Source organism: Sphingobium olei (assembly GCF_042678845.1).
Taxonomy (GTDB): Bacteria; Pseudomonadota; Alphaproteobacteria; order Sphingomonadales; family Sphingomonadaceae; genus Sphingobium; species Sphingobium olei.
In genome coordinates this window covers 48,138-62,804 of the sequence record NZ_JBHTLS010000123.1, presented here as the reverse complement: position 1 = coordinate 62,804, position 14,667 = coordinate 48,138, and the positions used below count along the sequence as shown (strand labels likewise).

The following is a 14,667-nucleotide window of genomic DNA, read 5'->3' as shown; positions in this document are numbered from 1 at the left end:
GGGTCATGATCGAATCACTCCTCATCGCCAATCGCGGCGAGATCGCGTGCCGCATCATCCGCACCGCGCGAGCGTTGGGCGTTCGCACCGTCGCCGTCTATTCGGCCGCCGACGCGCGGGCGCTCCATGTCCGCTCCGCTGACGAGGCGGTGCATATCGGACCGTCGCCCGCGCGGGAAAGCTATCTCGTAGGCGACAAGATCATCGCCGCCGCAAAAGCCGCCGGCGCGCAGGCGATCCATCCAGGCTACGGCTTCCTGTCCGAAAATGCCGATTTCGCGCAGGCGGTGATCGACGCCGGGCTGATCTGGGTCGGCCCGCGCCCTGACAGCATCCGCGCCATGGGTTTGAAGGACGCCGCCAAGAAGCTCATGCAAGACGCTGGCGTTCCCACCACACCCGGTTATCTGGGCGAGGACCAGAGCTTGGGCCGCCTGAAGGCCGAAGCGGACGCCATCGGCTACCCCATCCTGATCAAGGCGGTCGCGGGCGGCGGCGGCAAGGGGATGCGGAAGGTCGATGCGGCAGAAGATTTCGCCGAAGCGCTCGCCTCCTGCCGGCGCGAGGCGGCGTCCAGCTTCGGCAACGACGCGGTACTGCTCGAAAAATACATCACCAACCCGCGCCATGTCGAGGTGCAGGTCTTCGGTGACACCCATGGCAATATCGTCCATCTGTTCGAACGCGACTGCTCGCTCCAGCGCCGCCACCAGAAGGTGATCGAGGAAGCCCCCGCGCCCGGCATGACCGAATTCACCCGCGCCGCCATCTGCGACGCCGCCGTTCGTGCGGCGAAGGCAGTCGACTATGTCGGAGCGGGCACGATCGAATTCATCGCCGATGGCTCGGCCGGCTTCATCAAGCCCGACCGCGTCTGGTTCATGGAAATGAACACGAGGCTCCAGGTCGAGCATCCGGTGACGGAGGAGATCACCGGCGTCGATCTCGTCGAATGGCAACTCCGCGTCGCCTCGGGCGAGCCGCTTCCCAAGAAGCAGCATGAACTCTCGATCAACGGCCACGCCGTCGAAGCGCGCCTCTACGCCGAAGACCCGGCCAAGGGCTTCCTGCCGAGCACCGGGCGGCTGGAGCAGTTCGAGCTCGATGGCAGCGTCCGTATCGACAAGGGCGTCTATCAGGGGGCGACCATCTCGCCGCACTACGACCCGATGATCGCCAAGATGATCGCGCACCGGAGCGACCGCGAAGGCGCACGCGAGGATCTCGTCCGCGCCCTCAACGACAGCGTCATCTGGCCGGTGCGCACCAACGCCGCTTTCCTCATGAACCTGCTGGATCATCCGGATTTCGTCGCCGGATCGGTGGACACCGGGCTGATCGAGCGCGCAGGCGACAGGCTGATGCCGCCGGACGCAGCTTCGGACGATCTGCTGTCCGATGCCGCTGCTCGGTATGGCCGGCAATCGCTGGCTGGCTTCCGGCTGAACGCCCCGCCCCGGCAGGAGGTCGCACTGACCGTCAACGGCAAGATTAGGACCGCGCACATGCCGCTCCACGACTATGTGGAGCAGAAGTCGCTCGCCGGCCCAGTCGATCCGCCGACAGAGATGTTCTGGACGGAGGAAGGGCAGACCTGGCGCATAGGACCGTTGCGCGGTTCAGGCGGTGCCACCGGTGCAGCCTCCGACGGCGCGATCCTCTCGCCCATGCCGGGCCGCGTCATAGCGGTAGCGGTGGGGCAGGGGGACGCCGTGACGAAGGGGCAGAAGCTCCTCACCCTTGAAGCCATGAAGATGGAGCACAGCCTCGTCGCGCCCTTTGACGGCACCGTGGCGGAACTGAACGCGGCCCAGGGCGGGCAGGTCAGCGAAGGCGCGCTGCTGGCGAAGATCGAGAAGGCGGACTAGCCTATCCTATCGCCACGCTGGAAAGGTAAAATGGCGATGCCGGTCTTGCGGAGTAGGAACCTAAATGTCGCTTCCCGGACATGAAATGTCAAAATCTACGGGAAATGTGCGAAGTTAAGAGGGCAGGCGCGGTGGCAGGCAGATATTTCGACCAATGGCGGATCGGCGACAGCATCGCCCACGACATCCGCCGTACCGTCACGGAGACGGACAATCTCCTCTTCACGACAATGACCCACAATCCCCAGCCATTGCACCTTGACGCGGAAGCGGCGAGGGCGAGCGAGTTTGGGCAGATCCTCGTCAACGGCACCTTCACTTTCGCGCTGATGGTGGGACTCTCGGTCGGCGACACGACGCTCGGCACGCTCGTCGCCAATCTGGGCTACGACAAGCTGGTCATGCCCAACCCTGTCTTCATCGGGGACACGCTGCGCTGCGAAACCGAAGTGACGGACCTCAAAGCCAGCAAGTCGCGCCCCACCGCCGGCATCGTCACCTTCACCCACCGGCTGCTGAACCAGCGCGACCAGATCGTCTGCCAGTGCCTGCGCACGGCCCTCCTCAAGCGATCCGACGCATGAGCCTGCGTTCGCTGCTCTTCGTGCCGGCCGACCGACCTGACCGCTTCGCCAAGGCGGCGGCGAGCGGCGCGGATGCGTTGATCCTCGACCTGGAAGACAGCGTCGCGCCCGAACGAAAGGCGGAAGGACGCGCCGCCGTCGCCGACTGGCTGGCACAGAACCGGGCAATCCCTGCCTTCGTCCGAGTGAATCCGCTCGACAGCGGCCTGACGGACGCGGACCTCGCCGCCATCCTTCCCCGCAATCCCGACGGCCTCGTCCTGCCCAAGGCCGAGGGCGCGGCGAGCGTCCGCGCGCTCCTCGCCCTCGCTGGCAGCGCCGCGCCACCCATTCTTCCCATCGCCACCGAAACCCCCGCCGCCCTCTTCCAGCTTGGCAGCTATGCCGAGGTGTCGGCGCTTCTCGCGGGCCTCACCTGGGGGGCGGAAGACCTCCCCGCCGCCATCGGCGCGGCGACCGCGCGCGAGGAGGGCGGCCGCTACACGCCGCCCTATGAGATGGTGCGCAGCCTCGCCCTCTTCGCGGCCCATGCCGCCGGGGCACCCGCGATCGAAACCGTCTTCCCCCGCATCGATGCGCCGGACGATCTCGGTGCGTATGTCGCCCGCGCACGGCGGGACGGCTTCACCGCGATGATGGCCATCCACCCCGCACAGGTTGCTATCATCAACGCCGGCTTCACTCCCTCCGACACCGAAATCGCCCATGCCCGCGCGGTGATTGACGCGTTCGCTGCAAATCCCGGAGCCGGCGCGCTGAAGGTCGATGGTCGCATGATCGACCGGCCCCACCTGGTGCAGGCGCGGCGCATCGTCGCGCAGGCCGCACGAAGCAGGTGATCTTGGCGCCTCGCTTGTGCTAGCGGCATGGATGATGAGCAACGCCGCCAGACCGCAACCCGATGACGGTTCCAGCCGCCGCCGCGAGATATTGGAGATTGCTGCCCGGCTTTTCGCGCGAAAGGGCTATGGCGGCACGTCGATGCGCGACATCGGCGAACAGGCCGGCGTGCTTGGCGGCTCCCTCTATCATCATATCAAGTCGAAGGACGCCCTGTTCGTCGAACTGCACGACGCGGCTCTCGACGCCGCGCAGGTGCGGATCGAAGCTGCCGTCGCTGTGCAAACCGAACCGTGGGCGCGGCTGGAAGCGGCATGCGCCACCCTCCTTGACATCCAGCTTGCGCCAGATTCGCTGACCATGCCGATGATGAACGACTTCCGCGCGGTGTCCGATGCGGTACGCGTGCAGCTGATCGCCCGCCGCGATCGATTCGAGGATATGTTCCGCGCGCTGGTCGATGCACTCCCTCTGCCATCGCATATCGACCGGTCGATCTATCGCACGCTGCTCCTGTCGCAGCTCAATACGGCGGTGGACTGGTATCGGCCCGGCCGACTGTCCGTGCCGCAGATCGCGGCGCAGATCGTCTCCGTCTTCCGCCACGAATAGCCTATCCCAGCACCTCCGCCGCCCGATCGCGCAGCATGGCGGAGACCGCGGCGATCCGGGCGAGCTTGATCAGATCGCTGTGCGTCACCAGCCAGAAGCTGCGCTGGATTTCGACCTGGTCCGGCAGAATGCGCACCAGATCGTCATCCCCCCTCGCCATGAAGTCGGGCAGCACGCCGATTCCTGCACCCTCCGCCACCAGCCGTCGCTGGATGCCGATGCTGCTCGATCGCAACGACGCTTCCAGCTCGGCGTGGACCTCATCAAGATAGTCGAGTTCGGGCGAAAAGAGGAATTCGGGCACATAGCCGACCAGCGCGTGACGCCGAAGCTCTTCTGCATGGGCCGGCGCACCGCGCGCCTGCACATAGGCATGGCTGGCATAAAGATGCAGCCGATAGTCGGCGAGTTTCCGGACATGCAGGTCGCCGCGCTGCGGGCGCGCCAGCATCACGGCCATGTCCGCCTCCCGTTTGGACGGGTTGAGGAAGCCGGAGGCCGTGATCAGGTCCAGCCTTATGCCGGGATGATCGACGTGAAAGCGGGGCAGGGCAGGCGCAAGGATCCAGGTTCCAAAGCCTTCCGCGACGGACAGGCGCACATGGCCGTTCAGGCTGTGCCTCTCGCCCCGCACCTCCGCCATGGCCGCCATCGCCGCGCCTTCGGCCTGTTCGGCATGTTCCATCAGCGCCAGGCCATGCTGCGTCAGGACGCGCTCGCCGCCGACCTGCTCGAACAGCTGCGCGTCCAGCGCGTCGCTCAGCCGGTTCAGGCGGCGCGCGATGGTGGTGGCGTCGATCCCCAGCGCCCGCGCCGCGGGGGCCACTCTGCGTGCCCGCGCCACGGCAAGGAATATGCGCAGATCGTCCCAGTCGAACATCGATATATCCCTGCATAATTGCATGGCATTTCTGCACAAATGAGAGGTTGAATGCAATTACGCGGCAGTTCATGATGATGGAAAGCATCGGAGAGGCCCCATTTATGCGCGACATTTCCCACAAGCTCGCTTTCCCGCATGAAGGATTGGCGGCTCGCTACGCCGATGTGTTCGATCCCAACAGCGGCACGGTGCAGGCGCGCGTGGCGCTGGGCGACGCGGCGCTCCTGGATAGCGCGGTCGCAGCCGCGAAGAAGGCGCAGCCCGCCTGGGCCGCCGTCAATCCGCAGCGCCGCGCCCGCGTCATGTTCACCTTCAAGGCGCTGGTCGAAGCGCATATGGACGAACTGGCGCATCTGCTCAGTTCCGAACATGGCAAGGTGATTGCGGACTCGAAGGGGGATATCCAGCGCGGTCTGGAAGTCATCGAATTCTGCTGCGGCATCCCCCATGTTTTGAAAGGTGAATACACGCAGGGTGCCGGGCCGGGCATCGACGTCTATTCCTTCCGCCAGCCGATCGGCATCGGCGCGGGCATCACGCCCTTCAACTTCCCCGGCATGATCCCGCTCTGGATGTCGGGCGTGGCGATCGCGACCGGCAATGCCTTCATCCTGAAACCGTCGGAACGCGACCCTTCGGTTCCGGTGCGCCTCGCCGAACTGTTCCTGGAAGCGGGCCTGCCCGAAGGCATCCTTCAAGTGGTGCAGGGCGACAAGGAGATGGTGGACGCCATCCTCGACCATCCGGACATCGGCGCGATCAGCTTCGTCGGCTCGTCCGACATCGCTCATTATGTCTACAAGCGGGGCGTCGACAATGGCAAGCGCGTGCAGGCGATGGGCGGCGCGAAGAATCACGGCATCGTCATGCCCGACGCCGATCTCGACCAGGTGGTGAACGATCTCGCCGGTGCGGCCTTCGGTTCGGCGGGCGAGCGCTGCATGGCGCTGCCGGTCGTCGCGCCGGTGGGCGAGAAAACGGCAACCGCGCTCCGTGAAAAGCTCATCCCGGCGATCGAAGCGCTTCGGGTGGGTGTCTCCACCGACCCCGAAGCCCATTACGGCCCGGTCGTCACCGCCGCGCACAAGCAAAAAATCGAAAGCTACATCCAGATGGGCGTGGATGAAGGCGCGGAACTGGTGGTCGATGGCCGGGGCTTTACGCTCCAGGGGCATGAGGACGGCTTCTTCGTCGGCCCGACGCTGTTCGACCATGTGAAGCCGACCATGCGCTCCTATCAGGAAGAGATTTTCGGCCCTGTCCTTCAGATGGTCCGCGCCGACAGCTTCGAGGAAGCGCTCGCGCTTCCCAGCCAGCATCAATATGGCAACGGCGTCGCGATATTCACCCGCAACGGCCACGCCGCCCGCGAATTCGCCGCGCGCGTCAATGTCGGCATGGTGGGCATTAACGTGCCGATCCCGGTGCCGGTCGCCTACCACAGCTTCGGCGGGTGGAAGCGCTCGGCTTTCGGCGACACCAACCAGCATGGCATGGAAGGCGTCAAATTCTGGACCAAGGTCAAGACGATCACTCAGCGCTGGCCCGATGGAGCGGCCGACGGTGGCAACGCGTTCGTCATTCCAACCATGGGATGATAGAGGCGGAGCGCCATTCCCCTTCATTGAGACACACAAGGCCATGACCCAGTTCGACCTGACCGAAGATCAGCGCGCCATTCAGGAGATGGCGCGGCGTTTCACCGCCGACGCCATCACGCCCTTCGCCGCCGAGTGGGACGAGAAGCATATCTTCCCGCGCGACACGATCCGCGCGGCGGCGGAGCTGGGCTTCGGCGGCATCTATGTCTCGGAAGCGTCGGGCGGCATCGGCCTCGGCCGGCTGGAAGCGGCGCTCATCATGGAGGCGATGGCCTATGGCTGTCCGTCTACCAGCGCCTTCATCTCGATCCACAACATGGCGTCATGGATGATCGACCGCTTCGGCAGCCAGAGCCTCAAGGACAAATATCTTCCGTCCATGGTGCCGATGGACCGGATCGGCAGCTATTGCCTGACCGAAGCGGGATCGGGATCGGACGCCGCCGCGCTCAAAACGCGGGCGGCGCGGGACGGCGACCATTATGTCGTCACCGGCTCCAAGCAGTTCATTTCGGGTGGCGGCGAAAATGACATCTATGTCGTGATGGTCCGCACCGGGGAGGAGGGGCCGAAGGGCATCAGCTGTCTCGTCATCCAAAAGGACATGCCGGGTGTGAGCTTCGGCGCCCCTGAACGCAAGCTCGGCTGGCATTCGCAGCCAACCGCGCAGGTCAATTTTGACGGGGTACGCGTTCCGGTCGAAAATCTGGTCGGCGGCGAAGGGCAGGGGTTCAGCATCGCGATGATGGGCCTCGACGGCGGCCGCCTTAACATCGGCGCCTGCTCGCTGGGCGGCGCGCAACGCTGCATTGATGAAGCCGTCCGCTACACCAAGGACCGCAGGCAGTTCGGCCAGGCGATTGCCGAATTCCAGAACACCCAGTTCATGCTGGCCGACATGGAGACGGAGCTTCAGGCCGCCCGCACCCTGCTCTACGCCGCTGCCGTCAAGGTGACGGACAATGCACCTGACAAGACCCGCTTCGCCGCCATGGCCAAGCGTCTCGCGACCGACACCGGATCGTCCGTGGTCGACCGCGCGCTGCAACTCCACGGCGGCTATGGCTATCTGATGGATTATCCGATCGAACGCTTCTGGCGCGACCTGCGCGTCCATTCGATCCTGGAAGGCACCAACCAGGTCATGCGCATGATCGTCGCCCGGGACATGCTGCGGCAATGACGCAGGATGTGCTGACATATGTCGAAAACGGCATCGGCCGCATCCGCCTCAATCGTCCGAAGGCGCTCCACGCGCTTACGCTCCCCATGTGCCAGGCGATCACCGCCGCCCTGCTCGACTGGCGAGAGGATGCGGCGATAAGCGCGGTGATGATCGATCATGCAGAAGGGCGGGGCTTCTGCGCGGGCGGCGACATCGCGATGATCGCCGCGAGCGCAAAGGCCGACTGCGTCGAAGCCGAAGCCTTCTTCCATGCCGAATATCGGATGAATCATCTGCTGTTCGTCTATGAAAAGCCGATCGTCGCCTTCATCGACGGCATCGTCATGGGCGGCGGTGTCGGGCTATCCATGCCCGCGGGGTTCCGGGTCGCGACCGAACGGACGATCTTCGCCATGCCGGAAACCGGCATCGGCCTTTTCCCCGATGTCGGCGGCGGCTGGTTCCTGCCAAGGCTGCCTGGCCGGGTGGGCGCTTGGCTGGCGGTCACGGGCGCGCGCATTGACGGTGCGGACTGCGTCGCGGCGGGCATCGCCACCCAATATCTCGCATCCGACCGGCTGGACGCGGTGAAGGCCCGCATCCTCGCCGATCCGCTGGGCATCGGCGAGATATTGGACGAAAATGCGGCGCCGCCACCCGTATCCAAACTGGCGGAGCATAGCGCCGACATCGACCGCTTGTTCGCGTCCGACCGGGCGGAGGCGATCGTCGCCGCCTTGCGCGCCGACGGCGGCGCATGGGCGGCGCAGCAGCTTGAGACAATTGCCGGCAAATCCCCCCAGACCATCAAGGTGGCTTTGCGCCAACTGGCTCTTGGCGCTGGCATGACCAGCTTCGCCGACAATATGGCGATGGAATATGATCTTGCCCGCGCCGTCATCCGCCGACCCGATTTCGTGGAAGGCGTGCGCGCTGTCATCATCGACAAGGACAACAGCCCTAAATGGCAGCCGGCGACGCTGGAGGCAGTGAGCGACGAAATGCTCGATGCCATCTTCGCCGAGCGGCCGGATCGCTGGACGCCGTTGCCGGAACTGGCAGGCGCTGGCTGATCCTGTCCTATCAGGCGGCGCGTGACGATAATGGGCGCCCCACTTTCCGATAGGATCAGGGCGACGCAACAAAATGTCAAAATCTGCGGGAAATATGCGAAGTTAAGCGGAAGAGGATCCCAGACATGACGTCCACCATCGGCTTCATCGGCCTCGGCAATATGGGGGGCGGGATGGCCGCCAACCTGCTCAAGAATGGCTACGCGGTGCGTGCCTTCGACCTTTCCGAGGATGCGTTGCGACGCGCGGTGGAGGCAGGGGCGACCGCCTGCGCCAGCGCGGCGGAAGCCGCTGCCGGGGTGGATGCCGTCGTGACCATGTTGCCGGCCGGCGCCCATGTGGAATCGGTCTATAGTGACGCCGTTTTCGGCGCGGCGGCACCGGGCACGCTGTTCCTCGATTGCTCCACCATCGATGTCGCGACCGCCCGGCGCGTGATCGATGCGGCCGAGGCGCGAGGCTTTGCAATGGTCGATGCGCCCGTCTCCGGCGGCATCGCGGCGGCGGCGGGTGGGACGCTGACTTTCATGGCCGGCGGGTCCGATCAGGCGTTCGCGCGCGCCCAGCCGATCCTGTCGGCGATGGGCAAGGCGGTGATCCATGCCGGCGCGGCGGGCAATGGGCAGGCGGCGAAGATCTGCAACAACATGCTGCTCGGCGCGACGATGGTCGCCACCTGCGAAGCCTTCGCTATGGCGCAAAAGCTGGGCCTCGATCCGCAGACCTTCTACGACATTTCCAGCGTGTCCTCGGGCCAGAGCTGGTCGATGACCAGCTACTGCCCGGTTCCGGGCGTCGGCCCGCAAAGCCCGTCTGACAATGACTATCAGGGTGGGTTCGCTGTGGCGTTGATGCTGAAGGATCTCAAGCTCGCGACCCAGGCCGCCGCACAAGCAGGGGCCAGCGTACCCATGGGCAATGCGGCCGAAGCGCTCTACCAGCTGCTCGCCAACCGGGGCGAGGGCGAACGCGATTTTTCCGTGATGATGAAGCTGCTTCAGGGTAACTGAAGCTCGCTTCCCAAGGAACTTCCGCCTGCGCCGGACGCTGAACCGGGCGGAGGTTTTTCGTATGGCGGCTCGTGCATATTGGCAAGGCCAGATCCGGCTGGCGCTCGTATCCATCCCGGTCGAAATCTATCCTGCGACCCGGTCGGGCGCGGCGATTTCCTTTCACCAGATCCATGAACCCAGCGGTCAGCGCATCCGGTATGAAAAGGTCGCCCCAGGGGTCGGCCCCGTCGATCGCGACGACATCCTCAAGGGCTTCGAAATCTCCAAGGGCAATTACGTCCTGCTGGAGGATGAGGAGATAGAGGCGGTCAAGATCGAGAGCCGCAAGACGCTGGATCTCGTCCAGTTCGTGGAAGCGGACGCGATCGACGTTCTCTATTATGAAAAGCCCTATTTCGTGCTGCCGGCGGACGATCTGGCGGAGGAAGCCTATGCCGTGCTGCGCGATGCATTGCGCGCCACGCGAAAGGTCGGCCTTGGGCAGTTGTCCGTGCGCGGGCGGGAGCAACTCGTATCCTTGAAGCCTTGCGGGCGCGGCCTTATCCTGGAGGTGCTCCGCTACGCCGATGAGGTCACGCGCGCGCAGAAATATTTCAGCGCCATCCCGGACCACAAGGCCGACCCCGACCTCCTCGACCTTGCCACCGCCATCATCGACAAGAAGACGGCGCCCTTCCACCCGGAGGAGTTTCACGACGGCTATGTCGATGCGCTCCAGCGGCTCATCGAAAAGAAGAAGAAGGCGAAGGGCAAGCGCATCATAGAGGATGTCGAGGAGCCCGCCGCCAAGGGCAGCAACGTCATTGACCTTATGGCCGCGCTCAAGAAGTCGGTGGGGGAGGGGGGCAAGGCAGCACCAGCCAAGAAGCCCACCGCACGCAAGACACCGGCAAAATCCGCGGCCAAGTCCACGGCCAAGCCCCGTACCACCGCAAAGCGCAAGAGCGCCTGACCATGGAGCTCAACCCCGCAACACCCTTGCATGTGATCGACGGGCCGATCCTGCTGCGCCTCGGCGCGGCGGCTATGATCGGTCTGGCGCTCGGCCTCGATCGCGAGTTGCGTGGCTATCCGGCCGGGCTGCGTACCCATGGCATCCTCTGCTTCACTTGCGCACTGATGACGATCAGCGCCATCGCCCTGCACAAGCAGATGGGCGGGGAGGGGAATATCGATCCCCTCCGCGTGTTCGAGGCTTCGGCCGCGTTCACCGGCATCATCGCCGCCGGGATCATCGTCACCAGTCGCGGGCGGGTCCGCAATCTCACCACCGCGGCCCATGTCTGGCTGACCGCCATGATCGGCATCGCCTGCGGCGCGGGGCAATGGCCCCTGGTCGTCAGCGCGGCCATCGTCGCGATCGTCATGCTGACCGCTTTGCGGCTGGTGGAGGATCGTTGGCTGGACCCGAGGGAGCCGCGCTGATGCCCGGCAAAAGCCCGCTTGATACCTATAATGCCAAGCGTGACTTCACCCGCACCCGCGAGCCGAAGGGGGAGATTGCCGGCAAGGGCGGCAACAGCTTCGTCGTGCAGAAACATGATGCGACGCGGCTGCACTGGGACTTCCGGCTGGAAGTGGATGGGGTGCTCAAAAGCTGGGCGGTGACCAAGGGGCCAAGCACCGATCCTGCGGACAAGCGCCTGGCGGTCCAGACCGAAGACCATCCGCTCAGCTACGGCGATTTCGAGGGGGTCATACCCCAGGGCGAATATGGCGGCGGCACGGTGATGCTGTGGGATCGGGGCACATGGGCGCCGGTTGAGGGGAAAAGCGCCGCAGACCTGAAAGACGGCCATCTCCACTTCACGCTGGATGGCGAACGCATGAAGGGCGAGTGGCTGCTCGTCCGCATGAAGCGCCGTCCGGGCGAAAAGCGCGACAACTGGCTGCTGCGCAAGATCGATGATGCGCATGCGGGGGAGGGCGACATATTGGTCGAACGCGCGCTCACCAGCGTCCTGACGGGCCGGTCCATGGCGGAGATCGCCGCCGACAAGGCTGGCGCACAGTCGTTGAAGGGCGCAAAGGGCAAGGCGTTCGGCCAGAAGATGCAGGCCGCCCGAGACCATAATGCGAAGGTTGCCCGAAAGCCCCGCCGGTCCGCTGGTAAGCTCCCCGCTGTTTCCTCACCCCAACTTGCCACGCTGGTGGATGCGGTGCCCGCAGGCAATGAGTGGCTGCACGAGATCAAGTTCGACGGCTATCGCGCGCTGATTGCCGCCGCTGGCGATAAGGTGCGCGTATCGACCCGCAACGGCCTCGACTGGACGGATAAGTTCGGCCCGCTCGTCCGTGCCATCGCCGCGCTCGATCTACCGCCAGCGCTGATCGATGGCGAGATCGTGGCATTCGGCGCGGATGGCAATCCCAGCTTCTCGGCGCTTCAAGACGTGCTGAAGCGCGGCCATGGCGCGCAACGCGAGGATACGCCCTTTCAGTTCTTCGCCTTCGATCTGCTTGCCCTGGACGGCACGGACATGAGGCCGCTTCCTCAGATCGAGCGTAAGGAACGGCTGGAGGCGCTGCTTGGGCGGGCAGAGCCGCCGATCCGCGTCGCCGATCACATCATCGGCGCTGGAGAGAAGCTCTACCAGTCCCTGTGCGCGGCGGGGCAGGAGGGCATCATCGCCAAGCGCGTCGACGCGCCCTATCGCGCCGGCCGGACGAAGAATTGGGTGAAGGTGAAATGCACCCGGCGGCAGGAATTCGTCGTGATCGGCCGCGTCGGCAGCACGGCGCGAGGACGCCCCTTCCGGTCTCTCCTCCTTGCCCAGCATGAAGGCAAGACTCTGGTGTACAAGGGGAAGGTGGGCACGGGGTTTGATACCGACATGATGACACAGCTAGACCAAGCGATGCAACCGCTTGCCGCGGGAAAGGCGCCCACCGATGTCCCCCGCACCGAAGCCCGCGGCGCGACCTGGCTCAAACCAGTGCTGGTCGCTGAAATTGCCTTTGCCGAATTTACCGCGGAGGGGCGTGTCCGCCATGCCAGCTTCCTGGGGCTGCGCGGCGACAAGAAAGCAGCCGATGTGAAGCCAGAGCGGCCCGCCCCCGCCCCCATGCCGCGCGAGGGGGTCAGGATCACCAATCGGGACCGCGTCATCTTTCCCGAGAGTGGCCAGACGAAGGGTGAACTGGCCGACTATTATGCAGCCGTCGCTCCCCTGATGCTGCCCTTCGCCGCTCAACGCCCGGTCAGCCTGGTGCGCTGTCCGCAAGGGCGCGCCAAGAAATGTTTCTTCCAGAAGCATGACAGCGGCGCCTTCGGCAAGGCGGTGCATCAGGTGCCGATCCGGGAGAAGGATGGCGGCGCGGAGGATTATATCTATGTCGATGATGTGGAGGGGCTGCTCGCCTGTGTTCAGATGGGCACCATCGAATTCCATGGGTGGGGCAGCCGCGTAGCCGCGGTAGAGAAGCCCGACCGCATGATCTTCGACCTCGATCCCGACGAAGGCATGGATTTCGGACGGGTGAAGGAAGCGGCGCAGGACATCCGCGCCCGCCTCTCCGATCTCGGACTGGTTTCATTTGCGATGCTTTCGGGCGGCAAGGGCGTCCATGTCGTGGTCCCTTTGACGCCCGGTCACGACTGGGGCGCCCATAAGGATTTCGCGTCCCGTTTTGCGCAGGCGCTCAGCACTGCAGAGCCGGACCGGTTCGTCGCCACGATGAGCAAGGCCAAGCGCAAGGACCGCATTTTCATCGACTGGCTGCGCAACCAACGTGGCAGCACCGCTGTACTCCCTTATTCCGCCCGCGCGCGCCCCGGTGCCCCCGTCGCCATTCCTGTCGACTGGGATGAACTGGAGGGTATTGCGGATGCCCATCCCTATGCCATTGGCGACGCGACCACGCTGCTGGATCGTGCCGTGTCCCTCAAGGGGTGGGGCTTCGCGGCGCAAACTCTACCCGACCTCTAAGGCATGTGGCAGCGGACGTGCTGAGCCAACGGGGCTCGTTTGCTGATGGCCGGGTAGCGGACCCGCTTGATTCGAGCAGCGTCGTGAAACACTATATGTTTTGTCAGACTTATCCCCAATTATCATCTTCGTTGTAGATTGGAAAATATCCTATATGTTTGCTGCGTTAGCGTTTAAGCGACGAGTATGTCAGACCTTAGGATTATAGCTCACTCTCTCCCCACCGCGGAGGCCCCCGGCCGGCCGGCGCCGACGCTGGTCGAGCGCGCATACGAGCATCTCCTGTCCATGCTGATGACGGTGAAGATCGCTCCGGGAGAGCGAATTCCTATCGACACGGTGGCGCGTCAACTGGGTATTTCCCAAACCCCGATACGCGAGGCTTTGAGCCAGCTTGAAGCGGAGAAACTGGTCTACAAGACGACGAATGTCGGTTATCGTGCAAGTCCGCAGATGACACCGGAAGAGGTGCACGACCTCTACACGCTGCGCTTGCTCATCGAACCCTACGCCGCTGCTCGGGCAGCCGAGCATATGGATGATGAAACGCTTTCGATTCTCCAGACCATCCAAAAGGACATGGATGCTGTGGTGGAGCGGAACGAGCAGGCCTACGCCCGCTTCGCCGAAGCAGACGCACAATTACACAGACTAATTGCGAAGGGCAGCGGCAATCGGCTGATCGAGGAGACGATCGAGCGGCTCCATGCTCATCTCCAGATTTTCCGATCCTTGTATCAAAACAGCGCACAGCCCAACGCGCCCGAAATAGCCGCACGGGAGCATCAGCTTATCATTGCAGCCTTGCTGGCGCATGACCCGGTGGCAGCGGAACAATCGGTGCGCGAACATCTCAGCTGTTCGCAACTACGTATGGACCGCGCAACCGGCACCCGCCGCGATTGAAGCGACCGGCCAAGCTGGCGCAAATCAAGTTGAAAGGGCCTTGACGCGCCTGTTGGCAGCACTTACCACGATTTCGCCGGATCATATATGATATGAAACAGGTCTGGAGAGGACGGGTATGCGCGTTTCGAGGAAGACTGGATTTTCGATAGCTTGCTTGGCCGCCGCGATGCTGGCAGGCGCGTCGGGTCAA

Annotated in this window: 13 protein-coding genes; 12 read left to right on the top strand and 1 reads right to left on the bottom strand. The window is 64.3% G+C overall.

Annotated features, from left to right (window positions below; genetic code table 11):
• Positions 1-5 precede the first annotated feature (5 nt).
• The 4 genes from ACFQ24_RS10765 to ACFQ24_RS10750 all read left to right on the top strand — a co-directional run bounded on the left by ACFQ24_RS10765 (position 6) and on the right by ACFQ24_RS10750 (position 3,904).
• A complete protein-coding gene (locus ACFQ24_RS10765) occupies positions 6-1,868 on the top strand; it encodes an acetyl/propionyl/methylcrotonyl-CoA carboxylase subunit alpha (protein ID WP_380911125.1) in 1,863 nt (620 codons plus the stop codon).
• Between the two features lie 131 nt (positions 1,869-1,999).
• Entirely contained in the window at positions 2,000-2,452 is a 453-nt protein-coding gene (locus tag ACFQ24_RS10760; RefSeq protein WP_380911123.1) for a MaoC family dehydratase, read from the top strand.
• Complete coding sequence (locus ACFQ24_RS10755) at positions 2,449-3,291, top strand: HpcH/HpaI aldolase/citrate lyase family protein (RefSeq protein WP_380911121.1); 843 nt, start codon at positions 2,449-2,451, stop codon at positions 3,289-3,291. The genes ACFQ24_RS10760 and ACFQ24_RS10755 overlap by 4 nt, the downstream gene beginning before the upstream one ends.
• Before the next feature lie 31 nt (positions 3,292-3,322).
• On the top strand, positions 3,323-3,904 hold the full coding sequence (locus ACFQ24_RS10750) for a TetR/AcrR family transcriptional regulator (protein WP_380911119.1): 582 nt from the start codon (positions 3,323-3,325) through the stop codon (positions 3,902-3,904).
• A 1-nt stretch (position 3,905) separates the two neighbouring features.
• Here the strand turns inward: ACFQ24_RS10750 and ACFQ24_RS10745 are convergent, their stop codons facing one another.
• Entirely contained in the window at positions 3,906-4,784 is an 879-nt protein-coding gene (locus ACFQ24_RS10745) for a LysR substrate-binding domain-containing protein (protein WP_380911117.1), read from the bottom strand.
• 104 nt (positions 4,785-4,888) lie between these two features.
• Here ACFQ24_RS10745 and ACFQ24_RS10740 point away from each other — a divergent pair, with 104 nt between their 5' ends.
• From ACFQ24_RS10740 to ACFQ24_RS10705, 8 genes are all read left to right on the top strand, one after another.
• Positions 4,889-6,385: a CoA-acylating methylmalonate-semialdehyde dehydrogenase gene (locus ACFQ24_RS10740; RefSeq protein ID WP_380911115.1), complete on the top strand. Its 1,497-nt coding sequence runs from the start codon at positions 4,889-4,891 to the stop codon at positions 6,383-6,385.
• Between the two features lie 43 nt (positions 6,386-6,428).
• Positions 6,429-7,571 (top strand): acyl-CoA dehydrogenase family protein, encoded by a 1,143-nt coding sequence (locus ACFQ24_RS10735; protein ID WP_380911113.1) that lies wholly within the window; start codon positions 6,429-6,431, stop codon positions 7,569-7,571.
• Complete coding sequence (locus ACFQ24_RS10730; RefSeq protein ID WP_380911111.1) at positions 7,568-8,626, top strand: enoyl-CoA hydratase/isomerase family protein; 1,059 nt, start codon at positions 7,568-7,570, stop codon at positions 8,624-8,626. Before ACFQ24_RS10735 ends, ACFQ24_RS10730 begins: the two co-directional genes overlap by 4 nt.
• Positions 8,627-8,751: 125 nt before the next feature.
• Positions 8,752-9,636, top strand: coding sequence for a 3-hydroxyisobutyrate dehydrogenase (mmsB, locus tag ACFQ24_RS10725; protein ID WP_380911109.1), 885 nt, complete (start codon positions 8,752-8,754; stop codon positions 9,634-9,636).
• 61 nt (positions 9,637-9,697) lie between these two features.
• Positions 9,698-10,591: a non-homologous end joining protein Ku gene (ku, locus tag ACFQ24_RS10720; RefSeq protein WP_380911107.1), complete on the top strand. Its 894-nt coding sequence runs from the start codon at positions 9,698-9,700 to the stop codon at positions 10,589-10,591.
• A gap of 2 nt (positions 10,592-10,593) precedes the next feature.
• Positions 10,594-11,064 (top strand): MgtC/SapB family protein, encoded by a 471-nt coding sequence (locus ACFQ24_RS10715; protein ID WP_380911105.1) that lies wholly within the window; start codon positions 10,594-10,596, stop codon positions 11,062-11,064.
• Entirely contained in the window at positions 11,064-13,568 is a 2,505-nt protein-coding gene (gene ligD, locus ACFQ24_RS10710; RefSeq protein WP_380911103.1) for a DNA ligase D, read from the top strand. Before ACFQ24_RS10715 ends, ligD begins: the two co-directional genes overlap by 1 nt.
• Positions 13,569-13,754: 186 nt before the next feature.
• Entirely contained in the window at positions 13,755-14,474 is a 720-nt protein-coding gene (locus tag ACFQ24_RS10705; protein WP_380911101.1) for a GntR family transcriptional regulator, read from the top strand.
• The last annotated feature ends 193 nt before the right edge of the window (positions 14,475-14,667 follow it).

Bases quoted from the DNA above. Each gene is read 5' to 3' on its own strand.
- ACFQ24_RS10745 (WP_380911117.1), bottom strand. From the start codon at position 4,784: ATGTTCGACTGGGACGATCTGCGCATATTCCTTGCCGTGGCGCGGGCA.
- ACFQ24_RS10730 (WP_380911111.1), top strand. From the start codon at position 7,568: ATGACGCAGGATGTGCTGACATATGTCGAAAACGGCATCGGCCGCATC.
- ligD (WP_380911103.1), top strand. From the start codon at position 11,064: ATGCCCGGCAAAAGCCCGCTTGATACCTATAATGCCAAGCGTGACTTC.
- mmsB (WP_380911109.1), top strand. From the start codon at position 8,752: ATGACGTCCACCATCGGCTTCATCGGCCTCGGCAATATGGGGGGCGGG.
- ACFQ24_RS10715 (WP_380911105.1), top strand. From the start codon at position 10,594: ATGGAGCTCAACCCCGCAACACCCTTGCATGTGATCGACGGGCCGATC.
- ACFQ24_RS10705 (WP_380911101.1), top strand. From the start codon at position 13,755: ATGTCAGACCTTAGGATTATAGCTCACTCTCTCCCCACCGCGGAGGCC.
- ACFQ24_RS10740 (WP_380911115.1), top strand. From the start codon at position 4,889: ATGCGCGACATTTCCCACAAGCTCGCTTTCCCGCATGAAGGATTGGCG.
- ACFQ24_RS10765 (WP_380911125.1), top strand. From the start codon at position 6: ATGATCGAATCACTCCTCATCGCCAATCGCGGCGAGATCGCGTGCCGC.
- ku (WP_380911107.1), top strand. From the start codon at position 9,698: ATGGCGGCTCGTGCATATTGGCAAGGCCAGATCCGGCTGGCGCTCGTA.
- ACFQ24_RS10755 (WP_380911121.1), top strand. From the start codon at position 2,449: ATGAGCCTGCGTTCGCTGCTCTTCGTGCCGGCCGACCGACCTGACCGC.
- ACFQ24_RS10750 (WP_380911119.1), top strand. From the start codon at position 3,323: ATGATGAGCAACGCCGCCAGACCGCAACCCGATGACGGTTCCAGCCGC.
- ACFQ24_RS10735 (WP_380911113.1), top strand. From the start codon at position 6,429: ATGACCCAGTTCGACCTGACCGAAGATCAGCGCGCCATTCAGGAGATG.